Genomic DNA, 20,935 nt, shown 5'->3' with positions numbered 1-20,935 from the left:
ACGCTGGACATCGCATCGGGGAGGTGCCTCACTTGGGCGAACGGCTGCTGGTGGTCGACGACGAGCCCACCGTCAAGGAGCTGCTGTCGGCGACCCTGCGCTTCGCGGGCTTCACCGTGAGCTCGGCCGACAGCGGCGTCCAGGCGCTGGAGGCGGCCAGACGCGACCCGCCCGACCTGGTCCTGCTCGACGTGATGCTGCCCGACCTCGATGGTTTCGAGGTGATCCGCCGCCTGCGCGGCCTGCCCCGGGCCGGCGGGCGGCCGGGGCCGGTGCCCGTGCTGTTCCTGACGGCCCGCGACACCAAGGCCGACAAGCTCAACGGGCTCAGTCTCGGCGCCGACGACTACGTCACCAAGCCGTTCGACCTGGAGGAGCTGCTGGCCCGCATCAGGGCGATCCTGCGCCGCACGGGCGTGATCCCCGACGAGCACACGCTGGTCGTCGGGGATCTCGAGGTCGATCCCGACGGCCACCAGGTGACCAGGGCCGGCCACCCCGTACGCCTGTCGCCGACCGAGTTCCGCCTCCTGCACCACCTGGTGCTCAACGCGGGCCGGGTGCTGCCGAAGCCGCAGATCCTGGAGCACGTGTGGCGCTACGACTTCGCCGGCGACACGAGCATCGTGGACACGTACGTGAGCTACCTGCGCCGCAAGCTCGACGACCCCAAGCTCATCCACACCGTCCACGGCGTCGGCTACGTGCTGCGCAGGCCGAGACCATGATCGGCCGGTTGTCGCTGCGCGCCCGGCTGCTCGCCATCACGGTCGCGCTGCTCGTCGCGGGCCTGGTCGCGATCAGCGCGGTCCTGGTACGCCAGCTCGAGACCCAGCTCCTGACCCGCGTGGACGCGCAGCTCGCCCCCATGGGCGCGGCGCTGGCGGCGATCCCGCCCGACTTCCTGGCCACGCTGCAGCGCAGCCGGACCCCGCTCGGCCTGGGCCAGCTCGACCTGGTCCAGAAGGGATACGCCGCCTACCTCGGTGCCGACGGCGCGGTGGCCCGCGAGTTCGGCGATCCGGCGGGCCCTCGCCTGCCGCGCCTCGACACCGGCGCCATCGCGGCCCGCAGCGGGCGGCCGTTCACCGTGGACGGGGCGGACGGCGAGGAGTGGCGGGTGGTGGCGCTGCCGTCCAAGCGCGCGCACTCCGGGGTGGTCGCGGCGGTGTCGCTGGCGGGCATGTACTCGACGATCAGCCGGCTGGGCGCGGCCTGCCTGGTCGCCGGGTCGATCCTGCTGGCCGTGCTGGCGCTGCTGGGCGGCTTCGCGATCAGGGCCGGGCTCGCCCCGCTACGCCGCGTGGAGGAGACGGCGGCCGCCATCGCGGACGGCGACCTCACCAAGCGCGTACCCGACCTGGCCACCCCCGGCACCGAGGTCGGGCGGCTGGCCGTGTCGCTCAACAAGATGCTGGCCCAGATCGAGCAGGGGGTCGCGGCCAGGGTCGACTCCGAGGCGCGCATGCGCAGGTTCGTGGCCGACGTCAGCCACGAGCTGCGCACCCCGTTGTTCGGCATCAAGGGCTTCTCCGAGCTGTACCGCATGGGCGGCACCGAGGCCGCGCCCGCGCTGGCCCGCATCGAGAAGGAGTCGGCCCGCCTGGCCAAGCTGGTGGACGACCTGCTGCTGCTCGCCGGCCTGGACGAGAGCGACGGCCCCGGCCTCGACCTCACCCCGATGGACCTGCGTACCCTGGCCGCCGACGCCCGCCACGACCTCACCGCGCTCGATCCGTCGCGCCCCATCACCTTCACCGGCCCCGCCGGCGGCCCCGCGGCGACCGCGCCGATGCTCGGGGACGAGGCGCGCCTCCGTCAGGTGGTCAGCAACCTCGTCGGCAACGCCATCGCCCACACGCCCGCCGGCACCCCGGTCAGGATCGGCGTGGGCACCGAGGGCGGCGAGTCGGTCCTGGTCATCGCGGACGAGGGCCCCGGGCTGACGGCCGAGGAGGCGGAGCGGGTGTTCGACCGCTTCTACCGGCCGGACGGCTCGCGCGCGCGTGCGACGGGCGGGGCTGGGCTCGGGCTGGCGATCGTGCGTTCCATCGTGGCGGCGCACGGGGGGCGGGTGGAGTTGCGCTCGGCTCCGGGGCGGGGCGCGTCCTTCCAGATCAGGTTCCCTTCGGCGCGGGCATGACCAGGTCCCGGTGGTTCGCCCTGCGCTGGAGCGTCAGGTCGACCCAGCCGCCGGACACCTCCCCTGGACGTCGGCACCGGCTCACAGGCCACCACGCGCAAGGCCGAAGACGGCGGGTGGACGGTACGGCAGCACGGCCCCCTGCGTCTCTGGGATGCGGTCGAGGACGCGATCGAGACGTGGCAGCGTGCGGGGTCGCCTCATCAGTCCGGCTTCGGGTTGACCGTCACGCCGAGCCGGCAACGCGTCTGGCTGGGCGACGTCGATGGGCCGTCCTGGAACCTGCCGGCCTGGGGCGGATACGCCACCGGTGCCGCTCTCCGCGACGTGTTTCACCCGGGGGCCCAAGCCGGGCCCCCGGGTGACCCGGTGGTGCTACTTGCGCTTGTTGACTTCCTCCGTGAGCTGGGGGACGACCTGGTGGAGGTCGCCCACCACGCCATAGTCCGCCAGCTCGAAGATCGGGGCCTCAGGGTCCTTGTTGATGGCGACGATCGTCTTCGCCGTCTGCATGCCCGCCCGATGCTGGATGGCCCCGGAGATGCCCGCCGCGATGTAGAGCTGCGGCGACACCGTCTTGCCGGTCTGGCCCACCTGGAACTGGTGGGGGTACCAGCCGGCGTCCGTCGCCGCGCGGGAGGCGCCCACCGCCGCGCCCAGGGCGTCGGCGAGGCCTTCGATGATGACGAAGTTCTCGGCCGAGCCCACGCCGCGGCCACCGGAGACCACGATGGCGGCCTCCGTCAGCTCGGGGCGGGCGCCCTTCTCCTGCTTGACGCGCTCGACGATGCGGGCGGCCTTGGCGGCGTCGGACAGCGTGACCGAGACCTCCTCCTCGGCACCGGCCCCGGCCGACGCCACGGGGGCGGTCGAGTTGGGGCGTACGGCGACGATCGGGGTGCCCTTGCGGACCTTCGAGTGCACGTTGACGCCGCCGCCGAAGATGGACTGGTCGGCCACGAAGCCCTCGCCGAGGCCCACCGCGTCGGTGATGACGCCCGAGTCGGTCTTGACGGCCAGGCGACCGGCGACCTCCTTGCCCTCGGCCGTGGCGGCCACGAGGACGGCGGACGGCGACGCGGCGGCGACGAGCTGGGCGAGCAGCTCGGCCTTGGGCGCGACCACGTAGTCAACGATGTCGCCCGAGCCGGCGACGTAGATCTTGTCTGCGCCGTATTCGGCGAGCCTGGCCTTGGCCTCGGGTGTGATCCCGGGGCCGGCCCAGACGGCCGAGGGCGAGCCGAGGGAGCGGGCCAGGGTCAGCAGTTCGAGCGTGACCTTCTTGACCTCGCCTTCGACCTGCTCGACGAGAACGAGAATCTCCGACATTTCCGTAGTACCCCCGTTCTCAGATGAACTTCTTGGACGCCAGGAAGTCGGCGGCGTTCGCGCCACCGTCGCCCTCGTCCTTGACGATCGTGCCGGCCGCGCGCGGCGGGGCCGCGGCGAAGTCGACGACCTCGGACCAGGCCGCGGCCAGGCCCACCTGGCTCGCGTCGATGGAGGCGTCGCCGATGGCGAGCGTCTCGACCGGCTTCTTCTTGGCCGCCATGATGCCCTTGAAGGACGGGTAGCGGGGCTCGTTGATCTTCTCGACCACGGACACGACGGCCGGGAGCGCGGCCTCGACCTTGTCGAAGCCGTAGTCGGTGATGCGCTGGACCTTGATCGAGGTGCCCTCGACCTCGACCTTGTTGGCCAGCGTGAGCTGCGGGGTGCCGAGGCGCTCGGCCAGCATCGCGGCCAGCACGCCGGTGCGGGCGTCGGTGGACTCCGAGCCCAGGATGACCAGGTCGAACCCGATCTTGTTGAGCACCTGCGCCATCGCGTACGAGGTCGACAGCGCGTCGGACCCGTGCAGCGCGTCATCACTGAGGTGGACGGCCTTGTCGGCGCCCATGGCGAGCGCCTTGCGGATCGTCTCGGTGGCTCTGCCCGGACCCATGGTGAGGACGGTCACCTCGCCACCGTGGGCCTCTTTGAGCTTCAGCGCCTCTTCGACCGCGTACTCGTCAAGCTCGTTGACCACGCCGTCGGCGGCGGCGCGGTCGAGCGTGTTGTCATCGGACCGCAGCTTGCGCTCGGTCGCCGTGTCGGGGACCTGCTTCACGCAGACGACGATGTTCATGGCCGGTGGCCGACCTCCCGTAGTTCGCGTGCGCCCCCGCGCGGTTGCGGTGGGCGCCGAATGCATGCTGTCCAGACTGCCAGGTGCCCGCAGGGCTCCCGACAGAGGGTCTGTCGTGGTTTCGCGGTTATGTTACCCACGGGTAGCTTACGGCAAAACCGCAGACTCCCGTCCACCACCATACCGAACTTTATTCGGTCGCTCCCGCGGCTACGCCGACAGCAGGAACACGACCCCCACCACCAGCGCCGTGCCCGCGAACAGCGCCAACGTGAACGTGCTGAACGTCGCCGCCAGCCCGAAACAGATCCCCACCGCCCCCGTCACACTGGCCAGATCCGCGATCATACGACTGCGCCGGTAGGGGCTCCGCGAGAACAACGCCACCCCCGCGTCCACCACCACCGCCAGCGCGTACGCCGCCAGCAGGAACAACGACACCTCCGGCAGCGGCTCCCGGGCGGCCGCCGCCAGCAGCGACACGAACAGCCCCGACCCGATCAGCCAGCGCCTGCGCACCTTCTCCCGGTGCCGCGCCTTCGACTCCTCCACCGAGCGCCGGTGCTGCTCCCTGCCCGGCCGCCACTCCCTGGTGCTCATGTCGTCGGCCACGGGCCGGCCGGTGGGGCGTACGGCGGCCCCGGCCGGATGGACGGCATGAGGCACGGGCGAGACCGGCACGACGCCCAGCCTGGCGCAGATCTGGGCGGCCGTGGGCCGCGCGGCCGGGTCGGGCGACAGGCACTCGCGTAACAGCGGCTCCAGCCACTCCGGCACGCCCTCCAGATCGGGCGGATGGTGCACCACCCGGTAGGCCACCGCCGAGGCGGGCCCCTGCCCGTACGGCTGGCGCCCCGTGGCCGCGTACGCCAGCGTGGCCCCGAAGGAGAAGACGTCGGACTCCATGCCCGCCGCCCGCCCCTCGAGCACCTCGGGAGCCAGATAGCCGGGCGTGCCCACCACCGCGCCCGAGGCGGTGACGGACAGGGAGTCGAGCGCGCTGGCGATGCCGAAGTCGATGACCACGGGATCGCCCTCGGTCATCATCACGTTGGCCGGTTTGAGGTCGCGGTGCACCACCCCGGACACGTGCATGGCCATCAGCGCGTCGCCCAGCCCGGCGGCCAGCCGTACGAGGTCGGCGACGGGCACGGGGACGGCGCTGAGCGGGCGCCCCTGCACGTAGCGGGTCACCAGGTAGGGCCTGGCGCCCTCCAGCGAGGCGTCGAGCACCTCGGCCACGTGCGGCCCGCCGACCATGCGCATGGTCTCCACCTCGCGCGCCAGCCGGGCCAGCGCGCCGCCGTCGGCCGCGACGTGGGGGTGCAGGACCTTGACGGCGACCGTGCGGCCCTCAGGGTCGAGTGCCAGGTGCACCTCGCCGAACCCACCGGCCCCGAGACGGGAGAGTAGCTCGTACGGGCCGAGGTGCTCGCTCATACTTCATCTCTCCCCCCAGGGGACGGCGTGGACACTCAGGCCCAGGGATTCAGGAACCCCAGCCCGAGACCGTCCATGAGACTGCCCACCAACCCGGTGATCAGGCCGATCGTACTCTGCCTGGCGTCGCTGGCCAGGTCGTCGATCACCGATTCGGGTGCCCGCCAGGGCGCCCACACCGTGTCCTGGCCCAGCGCGAACATCACCGCGAACAGCGCCGCGGTGCCCACCAGCACGACCGCGACCAGCGCCGCCCCCGGGCTGCGCAGCACGCCCGTGAGCGTGCGGGTGACGGCCTTGCGCGGCGCGCCGCCGCCGGGCAGCACGAACAGGCCCGCGGCGAAGGCGCCGGCGCCCCAGGAGGCGGCCTCGTTGACGCCCATCTGCCCGGCCCAGTGCAGCACGCCCCAGACGCACACGCCGAACAGCAGCGCCAGCGGCACGTGCACGACGGTCACGAGCGCGGACTTCACCAGCGCCCACGGCGTGCCGACCACCGCGAGCAGCGGATCGGCCGCGCTGCTCCCGCGCACCTGCCGCCGCTTGACCAGGTCGCCGAAGAGGTATTCGCCGATGCGCAGCACCAGCGCGAGCGCGACGGCCACCGCGCCCACCATGACCGGCATCATCACGGTCAGCGCCACCAGCGTGACCAGCAGCAGCAGGCCGACGAGCTGGCTGCCGAACAGGTATTTCCTGCGCTCGGCCGGCTGAGTGTGCTGGCGCGGGGCGGGCGGCGGAGTGTAGGGCCTGACCGGTGGCGGCGCGGCGGCCTGCGGCGCCGGGTAGCCGGCCACCCGCTGGTCGGGGCGCGGCATCGGCGGCCGGTCCGGCATCGGCGCCGGCACGTAGGGCGGCGGCCGCTCCTCCCTGCGCCGCTCCTCCCGCCGCTGCTCCCTGCGGGGCGGCGCCTCCTCGCGGCGGGCCGGCGGCGCCGGCGTGCCGTATTCGACCGGCGGCAGCAGGTCGGAGAAGTTCTCCATCGCCCGCGTCCGGTTCCCCAGCCGCTTGGTGCCCGTGGGACCGGACGTCTCGTTGAACGTCGTCACCGCGGGGTCGAGCGCCCTGGCCATCCGCAGCAGCTCGTGGGCGCTGGGCCGGGCCGTCGGATCGACCTGCAGCGCCCGGGAGAGCCACCCGCGCAGCCACGCGGGCGCCTTGTCGATCTGCGCCCGGCCTTCCATGATGTTGAAGCAGACCACCTCGAACGTCCCCGTGCCGAACGGCGGCGCGCCGGTCGCGGCGAAGAACACCGTCGAGGCCAGCGCGTGCACGTCGGCCGCCTGGGTGATGTCCGAGTCGCGGATGATCTCGGGAGCGAGATAGCCGGGCGTGCCGACGAACATGCCGGTCTGGGTCAGCCGGGTGGCGTTGACCAGGTGGGCGATGCCGAAGTCGATGACCAGCGGCTCGCCGTCGACCAGCATGACGTTGGACGGCTTGAAGTCACGATGGATCACGTCGGCGGCGTGGATGGCCACCAGCGCCTGGCAGAGCCCCTGGGTCAGCCTGATGATCTGGCGCGCCTCGAGGGCGCCCTCGGACAGGACGGTCTCCTCGAGCGTGCGGCCGGGCGCGAACCGGGTCACCACGTACGGCTGGCCGCCCACGAGCTCGGCGTCGATGACCTCGGCGACGTGCGGGCTGCGTACGCGGCGCATGGTCTCGACCTCGCGGGTGAGCCGGTCGCGCGCCTTGAGGTCGGCGGCCACGTGCGGGTGCAGCACCTTGATGGCGACCTCGCGGCCCTCACCGTCGAGACCGAGGTGGACGACTCCCATGCCGCCCTCGCCGATCTTCCTGACCAGCCGATACGGGCCGAGGCGTTCTGGTGCTTGGGTGCTCATCGCCACCTTCCCCGCGTCATCCCCCGGAATTCCCCCCAAGTCCGTTGAGTTGCTTCACCACTGGATCGACGTTCAGCGGAGTCCATACGGCCCCCCTTGGCTTGACCCCGAACGTGCCGTAAGCGAGGGTCAGCGAGAGCACGGCAGCCGCCGCGAGCACTCCCGCCATCACCATCGCCGCTGTTCTCGAGGGTACGAGCGATGAGAGCGTTCTGCGCATCTGTTTGCCGGGACCCTCCACTCCCGGACCCGCGCACACGGTCCACAGCGCGACCGCCGCGCCCCACGACAGGGCATATGACGGATTCATCCCGGCCACCACGGTCAGCAGGAGCGTGACCGGCAGCCCGAGAATGAGCGCGTAGAGCACCAGCGCCAGCGTGATGCCCGCCGACCTGGCCAGCGCCGCCGGATAGGCGAACACCCGGACCACGTCGAGCGCCGCCGCCCCGGCCGCCCTGCGGGTCGCGAGCTGCGGCTGGGCCATGTCGGCCGCGCGCAGCAGCACCGCGAACGGCACCGCCACGACCGCCACGAGCACCGGCGCCAGCACGGCCGCCACGATCATCAGCACCAGCAGCATCGCGCTCGCCACGCCGTAGGCCCGGGAACGCTGCAGCACCTTGCCCGGCGACACGCTCGGGATGTACGGCTCCCGCTTGGTCATCGGGTCGAGCTGGTGGTGCGGCTGCGCCGGGATGTACGGCGGCGGCTGCAACGGGATCGGGTTGGGCCGGCCGTATTCGACCCCGTCGGGCCCCCCGCCCACCCGGCCCTGGTTCGGCCCGGACTGCGGGCCCTGCTGCGGCCCCTGCTGCGGGCCGGACCCGGGACGAGGCCCCTGCTGGGGCGGCGCCGGATGCGCCGAGGAGTGGAGCCTGTTGTAGTCGGGCGAATCAGGACGCACCCGCCTCGTGGGCACGTCGGTCTCGCCGCGCGGCGCGGCCGGGCCGTTGCCGTGGGAGTGGGGCGGCGCCTGCTGCTGGTAGGCGCCCGACTCGCGCTGGATCTGCCGCAGCTCCTCCTGCGTCACCCTGCGCGTCGGGTAGGGGTCGCCCTGGTCGGGCAGGAGCGAGACGAACCGCTGGTCGGCGGGCGGCGCGATGGGCTGGTCGGGCCCCTCGAGCAGCCGCTTCGGCGTCACCGGCGGCGTCGAGATGTCGTAGGACGGCTTGTCGGTGATCCGCGGCGGCGGCGTCGAGAAGTCCGGCTGCGGCGGCGGGGGCGGCGGCGCCGAGAAGTCGGCCGGCGGCCCGTCGGGACGCGGCACGGTCGAGATCTCGTCGGGCGTGCCCGCGGCCGGCCTGGGCAGCATCCTGGCCGTCTGCTCGGCCAGGTCGGCCGCCTTGGGACGCTTGGACGGGTTGCGCTGGAAGGCCGCCTTGAGCAGCGGCCGCACCTCGGCTGGGACCCCGCTGATGTCGGCCTTGCCCGCGGTGATGTTGTAGAAGATCATCTCCAGCGTGCCCTTGCCGAAGGGCGGCTGGCCGGTGCCCGCGTAGAGCAGGGTGCCGGCCCACGCGTGGATGTCGACCTCGGGGCCCGCCTCCTGCCCCTCGATGATCTCGGGCGCGAGGTAGCCGGGCGTGCCGATGAACATACCGGTCTGGGTCAGCCGCGTGGCGTCGACGGCCTGCGCGATGCCGAAGTCGATCAGGACGGGCTCGCCGTCGAGGATGAGCACGTTGCCGGGCTTGAGGTCGCGGTGGATCACGCCCACCGAGTGCACGACGGCCAGCGCCGAGGCCACCCCGTGCGCGACCTTGATCAGCGCCGGCAGGTCGAGGGGCCCGTCGTCCTTGACGATCTCGTCGAGCGGACGGCCGGGCACGTAACGCGTGACGATGTACGGCCGATGTCCGGTCACATCGGCGTCGAGCACCTCGGCGATGTATTTGCTCCGGACGCGGCGCATGGTCTCGACCTCGCGCGAAAGCCGCCGCCTGGCGACCTCGTCACCGGCGACCTCGCCGCGCAGGACTTTGACCGCCACCTGCCGCCCCTGGGGGTCGACAGCGAGGTGGACAACGCCCATTCCGCCTTCACCGAGCCGCCTGAGCAGCCGGTAAGGGCCTAGTCGGTCATCGTTCATGGCATGAAGCACCATACCGGCTTAATCCCCGCCCACGAGATGAACCATGAGGCCACATTCCCACTCGTACAACGTCCAGAACGGCCCCATCGGTTTCCCATCCAACGGTCTCGAATCGGCTTCAGTTTCGCGTCAGCCGGCCAAGGAGAGCACCTCTGCGCTCTTCAGCCCGGCCAGTGTGGCCCCGGAGAGGGCGAGCTTGGACCTGCGCACGCCGCTTCCGATCACCACCCGCGGGTGCTCCGCGACGTGGGTGTCCACGAGGACCGGCCAGTCGTCGGGCAGGCCCAGCGGCGTGATGCCGCCGTATTCCATGCCGGTCAGCTCGACCGCGTCCGCCATGGGCGCGAAGCTCGTCTTGCGGGCGTCGAGGTGCCTGCGCACCACGCCGTTGACATCGACCCGCATCGTCGCGAGCACCATGCACGCGGCGTAGCGCGTCTCGCCGCCCCGTTTGGCCGCCACGACCACGCAGTTGGCGGACTCTTCGAGAGTCACGCCGTAGCGCTCGCAGAACGCCGCCGTGTCGGCCAGGCCGGGGTCGATCTCGGTCACCTCGACGCCCTCCATATTCGTCACGGCACGCACCACCGGATCAGCCAGCAGGTCGATCCGCTCGGTCGCGGACACCCAGTGCAACGTCATCCCGTCTCCTCGATCGCTTCCCCCACGAGCCTATTGCGGTCACGGGAGTAGCGGGCGGCGTCACGGAGACTGCAGCACTCGCTGGTGCAGTTGTGTGACGGCGCCGCGGGCGGACTCCATGGCGCCCGCCTGCCAGGCGATCAGATGGGTGAGCCAGTCGCCCGCGAAGTAGACCCTTCCGGCCGGGCGTTGCAGAAGAGTGAAGGACGAATCAAAGGACGGCCAGCGCACCCAGGCCCCCTGGACGTGCTCCTGGCGTTCCCAGGCGATCGAGGTGCTGGACAGGAGGTTCTGGCGGTACTTCTCGCCGTGGATCTTCTTGCCCTGGGTGAGCGCCCGGCGCCTTCTGTCCTCGGGGGTGAGGGCTCCGTAGAGTTCGGCGTCGCGCTCGGTGTTGTAGTAGCCGACGAGGAGGCCGCGTTCGGAGTGGTAGCCGTGCGAGGGGTACCAGATGTGCGTGATGTCGAGGTCGGTCTCGGTGACGCCGCCGTAGATGCGGTCTTCCAGCTCCCACCAGCGCCTGCCGTACTCTAAGCCGATCTTGCCGGCGGCCGCCGGGACCGGGGTCCTGAGCGCGGCGGTGACCGGGGCGCCGAGGTTGTGCGGGATCCTGGCGAGCAGGTGGGGCGGGAGGGCGGCGACGCAGTAGTCGGCCTTGACGCTGCCGCCGGTCCAGACGACCTCGACGCCGTCGTCCAGGGTGGTGATCTTGGTGACCTTGGCGCCGGTCCTGATCCGGTCCGCGCCGACGGCCTCCACGAGCCTGGTGACGATCGCGTCCATGCCGCCGACCGGCTGGAACATGGGGGTGGCCTGCTCGTAGCCGAAGTCGTTGGTGATGGCGCGGCCGGTGCCGGCGGCGAGGACCTGGTGGAGGGTGCCGGGGTCGGGGACGGGGGTGCCGGCGCCGAGCGCCGGGAACTTCGTGAAACCGCGCCGCTGGGAGCCCTCGTAGCCGAGCTTGGGGCCGAGGTCGCCGAACCTTCTCAGGAACTCCAGGAGCCGGTCCTGGTCGTCCTGGGTGAGGGTCTTGTCGAGCGCGCCGAGGTTCGTGGCCTTGGCGAGGAGTTCGGCGACGTAGCCGTACATGTCGGCGCGGGCCGTGCGGGCGCGCGTGGTCTGCCCGTTGGTGTGGACGTACGCGGCGGCGTTGTTGTTGATGAAGGTCTCGATGGGGACGCCCAGCTCACGGCAGTAGTCGAGGGTCACCATCCAGGGGGCGATGCGGCCGGGGCCCGCGTTGAAGTAGACGCCCTCGCCGAACGTCACGTTCTGGGCGGGGCCGTTCAGTTCGGTCAGGCGGTCGCCGCCGCGCAGCGTCAGGTTCCGGCCGCCGGCCTTCGGCCTGGCCTCGAGGAGCGTGCAGTCGTAGCCGGCCTTGCCCAGCTCGTACGCGGCCGTCAGCCCGGCGACGCCCGCCCCGAGGATCACCACCGAGGCCGACGCCTTGCCGCGCAGGGTGAAGTCGCCCGCCCTGGGGGCCGAGAACTCCTTGTCCTGGGCCTCGGGGGCCAGGCCGAGTGCGCCCATGGCGGCGTACATGGCCCCCGCGCCACCTGCCGCCCCGATCCCGACGAGCAGCCCCCGCCGGGTCAGCGCCGCGCCGTCCACCTTCGCTCCTCTGCTCAGCCGTACGGACCGCTGCCGCAGGCGATCTGGCCGCCGATGGTGGCGAAGATGCCGAACAGGGCCATGATCTGGGTGAAGTCGTCCGTGGTGAACTCGGTGTGCCGCGCCCCGGCCGTCTTCACGCCGGGAACCAGCGCCACGGCGGCGGCGATCGCGGTGGAGTTCCACTCCACCCCCAGCGTGTACGGCGCCGGCACCCGATAGGGCGTGAAGTCGCTCAACCGGCCAAGGGCCCGCGTGGTCGCCTCACGGATCCGATCCTGGGCCACGCTCGGCGGCAGCAGTTCGGCCGAGAACTTGTCGATCCCCTTCTTCACCGCCACGGTCTCGACGTCGCCGAGCAGCTCGCGCGCCTCGTCGCCCACGGCCTCGTCCCCGGTCACCACCGCGACCGGCACCCCGTGGAACCCGGCGCAGGCGGCGACCAGCCGGGTCTCCCCGCACAGCTCGCCGTTGAGGTGGACGTTCTGGATCTCCTTGCCCATCCAGGTGTGGTTGAGCACGCCGTGCGGCACGCCCGCGCGGGCGTGGTAGCCGACGAAGCACGCGGCCTGGAACGACCCGTCGAGCCCCTGGGCCATGCGCTGCGCCTTGCCCGGCCCCCTGATCAGGGTGGCCCGGGGGTCGAGCAGGTCGATCCGCAGGTTCTTGGTGGACCCGTGGGCGTCGTTGACCAGCACGCCGCTCGCCCCCGCCGCGAACGCGCCCTCGACGGCGGCGTTGGCGTCGGCGGTCATCAGCTCGCAGCCGCGCTCGTAGCCGCGTTTGCCCGCGTGCATCTCCTCGGGGTCGGTCAACCCCGTCACGCCCTCCATGTCCACCGACAAATAGACCTTCATGACGACCTCCTCAGGCGCCCCATGTTTCCACCCGCCGTACCTCGTCCGGCGTCATGAGCCCGACGTTCGCCTCGATGAACGCGGCCGCCTCGGCCCGCCACCGGCCGGGGATCTCCTCGAGGGCAGGGGGGTAGCAGCGCTCCAGCCAGCCGGTGGACTCCTCGGTGACGTCGAAGTGGTCGAGCACCGGGCCGAACAGCGTGTTCTCGATGCCGGGGACGCGGGCCAGGCCGTACTGGATCATCTCCTGGCCACCGTACGGCGGCTTCCTGAGCCACTTGCGGGCGACGGGGCGGTCGGCGGTGATGGGGGTGTCGAGCGGGCGGCGCTCGACGGCGGCCTGGATGAGCTCCTTGTACAGGCACTTGCCGCAGGTGCGGCAGGGGCCGTCGGTGCCGCGCAGGCACCAGCGGACCTGCTCCTTGAGGTCGGAACCGAGGGCCAGGCGCATGGTGACGGCCTCGCTCACGCCGCCGACGGGGAGCACGATGTGCACGCCCGCCGCCGCGAAGAGCCTGCCCCACCTGCCGTGCGGCGACCACATGGGGTTGTCGGGGGTGTAACGCCACAGGTAGCGGCCACCGCCGAGCCAGCGCGAGCCCAGCTCGTAGCCGAAGCCCAGACCGCCGAGGTCGAGCCGGTCGGCGAGCAGCAGGGCGCCGACCGCCACCGCGTGGTGCTCCGGGTAGCCGGGGCGCGGCTCGGCGAGGGTGAACTCGAGGTCGGAGGTGACCGTGCTCAGCTCCCGGCCGGTCCTGGCGGCCAGCTTGGCCAGCACGTCGGAGCGGTAGTGCGGCCAGCGGTTGGGCACGCGCGGGTGAGCCGTCCGGCGGAAGTGGACGAACGGGGCTTCGGGGTAGATCGTGGCCGCCGCCACCGAGTCGGCACCACCGCTGTACGAGATCGCGAGCCTGTCGCCGGGACGGCGCGGCTCTGCCCCGACCGGCCCGGCCTCGACGCCCCAGCCGGCGTGCAGGGCCTGGGCCACCTCCGCCGAGACGGCGCGGTCGAAGGTGATCCGCCGCCGGGTCCAGGGGGCCACGATCGTCCAGGCGGCCACGGCGAACAGGTCGGGATGGGCGTCGTCCGGCACTCCGCCGATGGAGCAGGAGTTGATGGCCAGTTTGACCGGATGCTCGTCGGAGGCCCTGCCGGTGATCTCGTCCTCGGGGTCGAGGCGGAAGGTCAGGTCCGCGCCGGTCCAGGTCACGCGCACGACTGCTCCTGGCCGGGGCGTCCGGCGCGCAGGTCGTCGATGGCCTGCCAGACCAGGACCTCGTTCTGGAGCACCCCGTCGAGGGCCTTGGCCGTCTCCTGGGCGAGCCGGTGGGCGTCGTCGATCTTCGCCCGGTCAGCCCTGCTGTCGGCCCTGCTGTCGGCCGCCTGCGAACGGGCGTTCCTGAGCCGCTCCATCTCGCCTTGGAGGGTCGCCATCTCCCGCCTCAGGGTCTGGACTTCCCAGAGCGCGTCCCTGATGTCCTGGCGGTGATCGGCGATCGAGATGTAGCGAGAGTCGAACCACGTACGCACGGCCTTTCTGAGCCGCGCGGGGACCAGGACGCGCATCATGAAACGCCACCATAGCGGCAAACCCATATCGGTAAGGACGGTCCTTACCGAATGGGTTGACTTCACTTTGCAGGCGCTAACGGCCGGTGAACTTGGCCTTGGATTTCTCCGCGAACGCGCGCAGTCCGATCTTGGCGTCCTCGGTGGCGAACAGGCCCGCGAAGTGCAGGCGCTCGATCTCCAGCCCGGTGTCGAGGTCGGTCTCCAGGCCCTGGTCCACGGCCTGCTTGGCGGCGCGCACGGCGACCGAGGGACCGCCGACGAACGTGGCCGCCCATTCCAGCGCGGCCGTGTAGACCTGCGCGTCGGGCACCACCCGGTCCACCAGGCCCAGGGCGAGCGCCTCGGCGGCGTCGACGTGACGGCCGCTGAAGATGAGGTCCTTGGCGCGGGCCGGGCCGATCAGGCGGGGCAGGCGCTGGGTGCCGCCCGCGCCCGGGATGATGCCGAGCAGGATCTCCGGCTGGCCGAGCTTGGCCGACTCTCCCGCGACCCTGAAGTCGGCGCAGAGGGCCAGCTCGCAGCCGCCGCCCAGGGCGTAGCCGGTGATGGCGGCGATGACGGGCTTGCCGATCCTGGCGACGGCGGTCAGGGCGTTCTGGAGCTCGGCGGAGTGGGCGGTCATGTCGGCGTACGACTTGCCGGCCATCTCCTTGATGTCGGCGCCGGCGGCGAAGACGCGCTGGCCGCCGTAGAGGATCACGGCCTGCGCGTGCGGATCGGCGTCGACCAGGCCGGCCGCCTCGGCGATCTCCCGCTGGACCTGGCCGTTGATGGCGTTCATCTTCGGACGGTCAAGACGGATCGTGGCGATCTGGTCGGCCACCTCGACGCTTACGAACTCACCCATGGCCCGAACCTAACAGCGGCCCGGGTGTTTGGGGCGCAGGGCACAGGGGAGGCGACCGGTTCATGACAAACAGTCAGAAGGAGCTGTCGTGCTGACATTGACCGATAACGCCGTTGACGCCATCCGCGACCTGCTGGTCGGCGAGGACGTCCCCGCCGACGCGGGCCTGCGGATCGCCCCGAAGGCCGACCAGGCGGGCACCCTGGAGGTCACCCTGGCCAACACGCCGCAGGCGGGTGACCAGGTGGTGGAGAAGGCGGACGTGCGCGTCTTCGTCGCGGAGGACGCGGTGCCGGTCCTCGACGACAAGTCGCTGGACGCCGCTACCGGCACGCAGGGACAGCCCACGTTCCGCCTCGACCGGCAGGGTTAGACCTCGTCCGGAACGCCCGGCCCGCTAGGGCAGGGCGAGGCTCACGCAGCAGCGGTTGTCGCCGGGTTCGAGCCTGGCCTCCAGCTTCGGCGGGGCCAGGCGCTCGACCAGCCCGGAGATCAGGGCGTGGTTCATGTGGCAGACCAGCTCGGTCTGGGCCTCGGCCAGGGCATGGAAGGGGCAGTTGGCCATGATCGTGCGCTCCCCCTCCGGTCGCGGCTCGTAGCCGTGCTCCCGCAGCGCTCCCACGGCCAGCTCCAGGGCCGCGCCGGGGGTGTCGGGGCTGCCCTCGGCGGCGATCGCGGCCTCGCCCATGGCGGCGCCGTGCTCGGCGGCCGCCCGGTGCAGGACCTCCATGACGGGGACGCCCGAGGCGGCCGACTCGGCGATGGCCGCGGCCATGAGCCGCCCGGCCAGCAGGTAGTCGCGGGTGGGGAGAGAGACGGCGAACTCGCGGGTGGCGCGCCGGTAGAGCTTGGAGCTCCGGCCGGCGCCGGGGCCCCTCCTGCCGGTGAGCCGGGCGTAGACGGCCTCGAGCAGCCCCTCCGCCTCCAGTTTGTCGAGGTGGAACTTGGCCTTGTGGCGGGCGACGCCGATCGCCTCGGCGGCCTGGTCGCGGCTCACGGGGGTGGGCTGGGCGCACACGAACAGGTACAGCTCCAGGCGTACGGGGTCGGCCAGGGCGCCGATGCCGGTGAGGTTCTGGTCGAGTCCGCGCACGGTCGGCCCTTCTAACGGAGAAAAGTATTGACGTTACAGGGGCGGCTTTCTAACGTACAAAATAACATCCGTTAGGAGCCCCCCATGAGCACCGATCTCTCCACCCGGCTGAAGAACCCCTCCTATCAGGCGTTCGCGCTGCTCCGCACCGCGTTCACGGTCGCGCCGATCCTGTTCGGGCTCGACAAGTTCACCAATCTCATGATCGATTGGACGGTCTACCTCGCGCCGTGGATCAACAACCTGATCCCGGGCGACGCCGTGACCGCGATGCGGATCGTGGGCGTGATCGAGATCCTGGCCGGCGTGCTGGTCGCGATCGCGCCCCGGATCGGCGCGTACGTCGTCGCCCTCTGGCTGGCCGGGATCATCGTCAACCTGCTGACGCTGCCCGGCTACTACGACGTGGCGCTGCGCGACTTCGGCCTCCTGGTGGGAGCCGTGGCGCTGGGCCGCCTCGCGGGGGCGCACGCGGGGCAGAAACCCTAGGCCAGGCCCGCGACCTGAAGGCGGCGCCCGGGATGGAGGGGACAGCCGCCGGGTGGCGCGTCGGCACCTCGCGCGGGTCGAGCGCGACGGCCGCGATGCGCTCACCCGGCGGCCGCCTCCCACCCTTGACGGCCGCGCGACGCGGCCCGACCGACAGTTCCGAGCGCGTGCGCGAGCCCCCGCCCGGCGGGTGCCGTCCGTTCTCACCTTCTTTGACCAGGGATGATGATGTGCGGGGTTAGGCTGCACAAGGAACTGACGTCGAAGGAGAGGCGGCTGACCGCATGAGCGGCCTGGACCGCATGACCGCGCTGGCCGAAGAGGCGCGGTCGGAGGAGACGTGGGCGTGGGACGCGCTCAGCCGGTTCGTACGCGCCTGCGCGGCGCTGGGGCTGGACCCCCTCGGACCGGCCCCCGCCCCCGAGGGCGACGCCGACCGCGCCCGATTGCTGAAAGCCCTCGACGGGATCGTGGACGCCGCCCACCACGAGGGCGCGCTACGGGGCGACGTCGGCGCGGGCGATGTGCTGGGAGCCGTCGGCCTGCTGGTCAGGGGGCTGCCCACGCTCCCCGCCGGCCTGGCCGGGGAGCTCGGCGAGCGGACGGCCCGCCTCGTGCTGGCCGGCATGCGCGCCCATCCGGCGCCGGAGCCGCCGGGCACGGCGCTGACCGGCGGGGAGCTGATCAGCCGCCTGCCCGGCTGAGAGGCCGAAGGCCCCGGCGACGGTTCTCGTCACCGGGGCCTTCGGCGTTTCACAGGCGGCCGGGCAGTCCGTTGGGCATGCCCTGCCGGACGGCCTGGACGACGGCCTCGTGGAGTCGTGGGCCGGGGCCGGCGGCGGAGCCCATCGGGCTGCCTTCGATCTCGTACCACTCGTCCGCGTCCAGATATTGGATACGGACGGTGACCTGGCCGGGCGCGACCTCGGTACGCACCGTAACCTCACCGGTGATGACGCCGACCTCGTCCGTCATCACGCCGCCAGGACCGGCGACGACGCTGCTCTCGTAGCTCTCGGTCACCCGCCGCCACCGTGGCAGGTCCCCACCATCTCCTCCAGGGCGTCCCGCTCCGCATCGGTGATGGTGAGCTGGTAGCGGGACTTGATGTCGATCCAGGCCCGGCTGTAGGTGCACCAGTACGCGCGCCTCGGCGGCCGCCACTGGTCGGGCGACTGGTCGCCCTTGGACCTGTTCGAACCGGCGGAGACGGCGATGAGCTGCGGCCCCTCCAGGTCGTTGGCGAACTCCTTGCGCCGGGCGTCGGTCCACGAGCTGGCGCCGGAGCGCCAGGCCTGGGCCAGCGGGACCATGTGGTCGATGTCGAGGGCGGAGGGGTCGGTGAAGTCCTTGCCGTCGTACTCGCTGTGCCAGACGCCCGACAGGGCGCGGCACTGCGCGTCCATCTTGACGTCCGTGCCGTCGCGCTCCAGCACGAGCTCGCGGGTGTCGCAGGAGTTGCCCCGCTGGGACCAGTGCGGGAAGCGGGCGCGGCTGTAGCCGGCCATCGGGCGTGGGTCGGCGACGACGAGCTGGTGCAGTTGCGCGTGCGCGGCCGGGGCGGACATGGCCGGTGGGAGTTCGGCGGGGGTGGCGGTGGTCGCGTCCGCGGACGGGATCAGGGCCAGGAAGGAGACCGTCGCGGCGGTCGCCGTGAGCGAGGGCCATGGTCGTAGTGGGAGCATGGCCCACGACTAACAGCGGCGATCACACTCCGTAATCACTCCCCGCCACCGCCTGTCACTTAGAGTGACAGATTTGGAGCTCCATTTACGCGGTGCCCGAAAGGCGCTCCACACCGCGCAGCAGCGCCGAGTGGTCGAGCGTGCCGTCGCCGGCCGCGTTCGCCGCCGCGACGAGCTGGGCCACCAGCGCGCCGAGCGGCACCACGACGCCGGCCTCGCGGGCCGCCGACGTGACGATGCCCATGTCCTTGTGGTGCAGCTCGATCCGGAAGCCGGGCTCGAAGGTGTGATCGAGCATGTTGGCGCGCTTCTGCGTCAGCACGGCGGAGCCGGCCAGGCCGGCGCCCAGCACCTCCAGCGCCGCCTCCAGGTCCACCCCGTACGCCCGCAGGAACACCACCGCCTCGGCCAGCGCCTGGATGTTGGCCGCGACGATGAGCTGGTTGGCGGCCTTGACGGTCTGCCCGGAGCCGCTCGGCCCGACGTGGACCACGGTCTTGCCGACCGCGTCGAAGATCGGCCTGGCCGCCTCGAAGGCGTCGCCGTCGCCGCCCACCATGATCGACAGGGCCGCGTTCCTGGCCCCGGCCTCGCCACCCGAGACGGGTGCGTCGAGGTAGCGCAGGCCGCGGCGCCCGGCCTCCTGGGCCAGCTCGCGGGTCACGTCGGGACGGATCGAGGAGAAGTCGATGATCAGCGTGCCGGGCCCGGCGTGCGCGAACACGCCGTCCTCGCCGGTCAGCACGGCCTGGACGTCGGGAGAGTCGGGCACCATGAGGGCCACGACCTCGGCGCCCGCCACGGCGTCGGCGATCGACGCGGCGGCCCGTCCCCCAGCCGCCGCCAGCGGTTCGGCCTTCTCGGGGGTGCGGTTGTAGCCGGCCACGGTGTGCCCGGCCTTGACCAGGTGCACGGCCATGGGGCCGCCCATGATGCCCAGGCCGATGAAGGCGATGGTGCTCACGCGGATGTTCCTCCTCTGTCGGCGCGGGGCAGCCAGTCGAAGTCGCCGGAGCCCTCAGCGCGGTATTCGAGGCCGATGGGCCCGTCGTATCCGGCGGCGCGCACGTCGCCGATCCACCGCCGGATCGGCAGCGTGCCCGTGCCGGGCGCGCCCCTGCCGGGGGCGTCGGCGATCTGCACGTGGGCGATCCGGCCGGCGTGCCGCTCGATGGCGGCGGGTACGTCGTCGCCGTTGACCGCCAGGTGGTAGAAGTCGGCCAGCAGCCCCACGTTGGGCACGTGGCCGAGCCGGTCGAGCACGGCCACGGCGTCGTCGGCGGTCAGCAGCGGATAGCGCGGCGCGCCGCTGACCGGTTCGAGCAGCACGGTGCCCGCCACGCCCCGGGCGCAGGCCGCCAGCATCTCGGCGGCCAGGTCGTCCTGCTCCTTGGGGTCGGCGCCGTCGACCCGGTTGCCGTAGAGGGCGTTGAACGCCCGGCAGCCGAGGCGCTCGCCGATGGCGGCCACCACGGGGATGTTGTCGAGCAGTTCACTCGCCCGCGCCGGCCACGACACCAGGCCGCGGTCACCGCCGGGCATGTCGCCGGCGAAGAAGTTGAGCCCGGTGAGGCGCACCCCGGCCTCCTCGACCGCGCGGACGAACGCGTCCACGTCGCGATCGGCGGGGACCGCCACCGGCCACGGCCACCAGAACTCGACCGCGCCGAACCCGTCGGCCGCCGCGGCGGCCGGGCGTTCGAGCAGCGGCAGGCCGGTGTAGAGGATCGAGCAGTTGACGGTCCACTGGGTCACGCGGGAGCCTCTTCCGATTCTTCGCGGCGGAGCCGGCCGAGCAGGCGGCCCTGGGCCTGGTCGAGATGGTGGGCCAGGCGCTGCTGGGCCCGTTCGGGGTCGCCGTCGCCGATGGCCTTGAGGATGTCGTCGTGCTCGTGCACCACGTTCATCGGATGCGTGGTGCGATGGGCCTGGAACTGGCCCATCGTGAGGTGCACCTCGCCGAGGATCACCTCGTGCATCCGCGACAGCCGGCGGCTCCCGACCGCGGCGACCAGCGCGGAGTGGAAGGCGATGTCCGCCTCGACCTGGCTGGCGAACGCCATGTCACCGGCCGCCGCCTTCATCGCCGCCTGCGCGCGGACGGCCGCGGGCGGCACGGTGGCCGTGCGGGCGAGCGCGGCGACGGCCGCGCGCTCGACGGTCTCGCGGCTGAAGTAGAGGTCACGGATGTCCTCCTCGTTCAGCTTCGGGACGACGGCGGTCTTGTGCGTGGTGCGGCGCAGCAGCCCCAACGCGGTGAGCCGCTCGAGGCAGGCCTTGGCGGTCGGGCGCGCGACACTGTATTCGCCGGCGATGCGGACCTCGGTGAGCTTCTCCCCCGGGGCGATCTCGCCGTTGACGATGCGCTTGCGGACCGACTCGTAGAGTGCTTCCGTCAGCGATGACGGCCCGAGAGGAAAGCTGGTCTGGCCGTCCACGTGATGCCTCCCCTAGATCACCCCGAATCGTCAGACAAGTATACTGGT

At 72.0% G+C, this 20,935-nt stretch carries 22 protein-coding genes; 5 read left to right on the top strand and 17 right to left on the bottom strand.

Going from position 1 to position 20,935, the window contains the following annotated elements; translation table 11 throughout:
• The first annotated feature begins 32 nt into the window (after positions 1-32).
• Both AB0I15_RS00625 and AB0I15_RS00620 read left to right on the top strand, forming a co-directional pair.
• Entirely contained in the window at positions 33-728 is a 696-nt protein-coding gene (locus AB0I15_RS00625) for a response regulator transcription factor (RefSeq protein WP_358087893.1), read from the top strand.
• Positions 725-2,143 carry a HAMP domain-containing sensor histidine kinase gene (locus AB0I15_RS00620; protein ID WP_358087890.1) on the top strand — a complete coding sequence of 473 codons (1,419 nt, stop codon included), beginning with the start codon at positions 725-727 and terminating at the stop codon, positions 2,141-2,143. Before AB0I15_RS00625 ends, AB0I15_RS00620 begins: the two co-directional genes overlap by 4 nt.
• 375 nt (positions 2,144-2,518) lie before the next feature.
• Here AB0I15_RS00620 and AB0I15_RS00615 read toward each other — a convergent pair whose 3' ends face one another.
• From AB0I15_RS00615 to AB0I15_RS00565, 11 genes are all read right to left on the bottom strand, one after another.
• The gene (locus AB0I15_RS00615) at positions 2,519-3,472 is read right to left on the bottom strand and encodes an electron transfer flavoprotein subunit alpha/FixB family protein (RefSeq protein WP_358087887.1); all 954 of its coding nucleotides are present in this window, start codon (positions 3,470-3,472) and stop codon (positions 2,519-2,521) included.
• Between the two features lie 19 nt (positions 3,473-3,491).
• The gene (locus AB0I15_RS00610; protein ID WP_358087883.1) at positions 3,492-4,271 is read right to left on the bottom strand and encodes an electron transfer flavoprotein subunit beta/FixA family protein; all 780 of its coding nucleotides are present in this window, start codon (positions 4,269-4,271) and stop codon (positions 3,492-3,494) included.
• 210 nt (positions 4,272-4,481) lie between these two features.
• On the bottom strand, positions 4,482-5,711 hold the full coding sequence (locus AB0I15_RS00605; protein WP_358087880.1) for a serine/threonine-protein kinase: 1,230 nt from the start codon (positions 5,709-5,711) through the stop codon (positions 4,482-4,484).
• 35 nt (positions 5,712-5,746) lie between these two features.
• Positions 5,747-7,558, bottom strand: coding sequence for a serine/threonine-protein kinase (locus AB0I15_RS00600; RefSeq protein WP_358087878.1), 1,812 nt, complete (start codon positions 7,556-7,558; stop codon positions 5,747-5,749).
• Between the two features lie 16 nt (positions 7,559-7,574).
• Entirely contained in the window at positions 7,575-9,650 is a 2,076-nt protein-coding gene (locus AB0I15_RS00595) for a serine/threonine-protein kinase (protein WP_358087876.1), read from the bottom strand.
• 132 nt (positions 9,651-9,782) lie between these two features.
• Positions 9,783-10,295: a YbaK/EbsC family protein gene (locus AB0I15_RS00590; protein ID WP_358087873.1), complete on the bottom strand. Its 513-nt coding sequence runs from the start codon at positions 10,293-10,295 to the stop codon at positions 9,783-9,785.
• 60 nt (positions 10,296-10,355) lie between these two features.
• Positions 10,356-11,906 carry a flavin monoamine oxidase family protein gene (locus AB0I15_RS00585; protein WP_358087870.1) on the bottom strand — a complete coding sequence of 517 codons (1,551 nt, stop codon included), beginning with the start codon at positions 11,904-11,906 and terminating at the stop codon, positions 10,356-10,358.
• Between the two features lie 14 nt (positions 11,907-11,920).
• The gene (locus tag AB0I15_RS00580; protein WP_358087867.1) at positions 11,921-12,763 is read right to left on the bottom strand and encodes a M55 family metallopeptidase; all 843 of its coding nucleotides are present in this window, start codon (positions 12,761-12,763) and stop codon (positions 11,921-11,923) included.
• Between the two features lie 10 nt (positions 12,764-12,773).
• A complete protein-coding gene (locus tag AB0I15_RS00575; RefSeq protein WP_358087865.1) occupies positions 12,774-13,979 on the bottom strand; it encodes a DUF6395 domain-containing protein in 1,206 nt (401 codons plus the stop codon).
• Positions 13,970-14,332 (bottom strand): hypothetical protein, encoded by a 363-nt coding sequence (locus AB0I15_RS00570; RefSeq protein WP_358087862.1) that lies wholly within the window; start codon positions 14,330-14,332, stop codon positions 13,970-13,972. Before AB0I15_RS00570 ends, AB0I15_RS00575 begins: the two co-directional genes overlap by 10 nt.
• Positions 14,333-14,408: 76 nt before the next feature.
• On the bottom strand, positions 14,409-15,182 hold the full coding sequence (locus tag AB0I15_RS00565) for an enoyl-CoA hydratase-related protein (RefSeq protein WP_358087860.1): 774 nt from the start codon (positions 15,180-15,182) through the stop codon (positions 14,409-14,411).
• Positions 15,183-15,270: 88 nt separating this feature from the next.
• On the opposite strand from AB0I15_RS00565, the gene AB0I15_RS00560 reads away from it, so the two are divergent.
• A complete protein-coding gene (locus AB0I15_RS00560; protein WP_358087857.1) occupies positions 15,271-15,555 on the top strand; it encodes a Fe-S cluster assembly protein HesB in 285 nt (94 codons plus the stop codon).
• A 24-nt stretch (positions 15,556-15,579) separates the two neighbouring features.
• Here the strand turns inward: AB0I15_RS00560 and AB0I15_RS00555 are convergent, their stop codons facing one another.
• Positions 15,580-16,275 (bottom strand): helix-turn-helix domain-containing protein, encoded by a 696-nt coding sequence (locus tag AB0I15_RS00555; protein WP_358087854.1) that lies wholly within the window; start codon positions 16,273-16,275, stop codon positions 15,580-15,582.
• Positions 16,276-16,359: 84 nt separating this feature from the next.
• Here AB0I15_RS00555 and AB0I15_RS00550 point away from each other — a divergent pair, with 84 nt between their 5' ends.
• Positions 16,360-16,764, top strand: a complete 405-nt coding sequence (locus AB0I15_RS00550; protein WP_358087851.1) for a hypothetical protein — start codon at positions 16,360-16,362, stop codon at positions 16,762-16,764.
• A gap of 284 nt (positions 16,765-17,048) precedes the next feature.
• The gene (locus AB0I15_RS00545; RefSeq protein WP_358087848.1) at positions 17,049-17,468 is read left to right on the top strand and encodes a hypothetical protein; all 420 of its coding nucleotides are present in this window, start codon (positions 17,049-17,051) and stop codon (positions 17,466-17,468) included.
• Positions 17,469-17,517: 49 nt separating this feature from the next.
• On the opposite strand, the gene AB0I15_RS00540 is transcribed toward AB0I15_RS00545, so the two are convergent.
• The 5 genes from AB0I15_RS00540 to AB0I15_RS00520 all read right to left on the bottom strand — a co-directional run bounded on the left by AB0I15_RS00540 (position 17,518) and on the right by AB0I15_RS00520 (position 20,887).
• Positions 17,518-17,787, bottom strand: a complete 270-nt coding sequence (locus AB0I15_RS00540; RefSeq protein ID WP_358087845.1) for a hypothetical protein — start codon at positions 17,785-17,787, stop codon at positions 17,518-17,520.
• Positions 17,784-18,449: an HNH endonuclease family protein gene (locus AB0I15_RS00535; protein ID WP_358087843.1), complete on the bottom strand. Its 666-nt coding sequence runs from the start codon at positions 18,447-18,449 to the stop codon at positions 17,784-17,786. Before AB0I15_RS00535 ends, AB0I15_RS00540 begins: the two co-directional genes overlap by 4 nt.
• 85 nt (positions 18,450-18,534) lie before the next feature.
• The gene (locus tag AB0I15_RS00530) at positions 18,535-19,413 is read right to left on the bottom strand and encodes a 2-hydroxy-3-oxopropionate reductase (RefSeq protein WP_358087840.1); all 879 of its coding nucleotides are present in this window, start codon (positions 19,411-19,413) and stop codon (positions 18,535-18,537) included.
• A complete protein-coding gene (locus AB0I15_RS00525; protein ID WP_358087837.1) occupies positions 19,410-20,204 on the bottom strand; it encodes a TIM barrel protein in 795 nt (264 codons plus the stop codon). The genes AB0I15_RS00530 and AB0I15_RS00525 overlap by 4 nt, the downstream gene beginning before the upstream one ends.
• Positions 20,201-20,887 (bottom strand): GntR family transcriptional regulator, encoded by a 687-nt coding sequence (locus AB0I15_RS00520; RefSeq protein WP_358087835.1) that lies wholly within the window; start codon positions 20,885-20,887, stop codon positions 20,201-20,203. Before AB0I15_RS00520 ends, AB0I15_RS00525 begins: the two co-directional genes overlap by 4 nt.
• Positions 20,888-20,935: the final 48 nt, after the last annotated feature.

It is taken from the genome of Nonomuraea sp. NPDC050643, assembly GCF_040654715.1.
In the GTDB taxonomy this organism is placed as follows: domain Bacteria; phylum Actinomycetota; class Actinomycetes; order Streptosporangiales; family Streptosporangiaceae; genus Nonomuraea.
Note: the sequence above shows the minus strand (reverse complement) of the source record. Positions and strands in the feature narration are given on the sequence as shown.

Bases quoted from the DNA above. Each gene is read 5' to 3' on its own strand.
- AB0I15_RS00565 (WP_358087860.1), bottom strand. From the start codon at position 15,182: ATGGGTGAGTTCGTAAGCGTCGAGGTGGCCGACCAGATCGCCACGATC.
- AB0I15_RS00550 (WP_358087851.1), top strand. From the start codon at position 16,360: ATGAGCACCGATCTCTCCACCCGGCTGAAGAACCCCTCCTATCAGGCG.
- AB0I15_RS00570 (WP_358087862.1), bottom strand. From the start codon at position 14,332: ATGATGCGCGTCCTGGTCCCCGCGCGGCTCAGAAAGGCCGTGCGTACG.
- AB0I15_RS00595 (WP_358087876.1), bottom strand. From the start codon at position 9,650: ATGAACGATGACCGACTAGGCCCTTACCGGCTGCTCAGGCGGCTCGGT.
- AB0I15_RS00615 (WP_358087887.1), bottom strand. From the start codon at position 3,472: ATGTCGGAGATTCTCGTTCTCGTCGAGCAGGTCGAAGGCGAGGTCAAG.
- AB0I15_RS00610 (WP_358087883.1), bottom strand. From the start codon at position 4,271: ATGAACATCGTCGTCTGCGTGAAGCAGGTCCCCGACACGGCGACCGAG.
- AB0I15_RS00545 (WP_358087848.1), top strand. From the start codon at position 17,049: ATGAGCGGCCTGGACCGCATGACCGCGCTGGCCGAAGAGGCGCGGTCG.
- AB0I15_RS00620 (WP_358087890.1), top strand. From the start codon at position 725: ATGATCGGCCGGTTGTCGCTGCGCGCCCGGCTGCTCGCCATCACGGTC.
- AB0I15_RS00590 (WP_358087873.1), bottom strand. From the start codon at position 10,295: ATGACGTTGCACTGGGTGTCCGCGACCGAGCGGATCGACCTGCTGGCT.
- AB0I15_RS00580 (WP_358087867.1), bottom strand. From the start codon at position 12,763: ATGAAGGTCTATTTGTCGGTGGACATGGAGGGCGTGACGGGGTTGACC.
- AB0I15_RS00605 (WP_358087880.1), bottom strand. From the start codon at position 5,711: ATGAGCGAGCACCTCGGCCCGTACGAGCTACTCTCCCGTCTCGGGGCC.
- AB0I15_RS00535 (WP_358087843.1), bottom strand. From the start codon at position 18,449: ATGCTCCCACTACGACCATGGCCCTCGCTCACGGCGACCGCCGCGACG.
- AB0I15_RS00600 (WP_358087878.1), bottom strand. From the start codon at position 7,558: ATGAGCACCCAAGCACCAGAACGCCTCGGCCCGTATCGGCTGGTCAGG.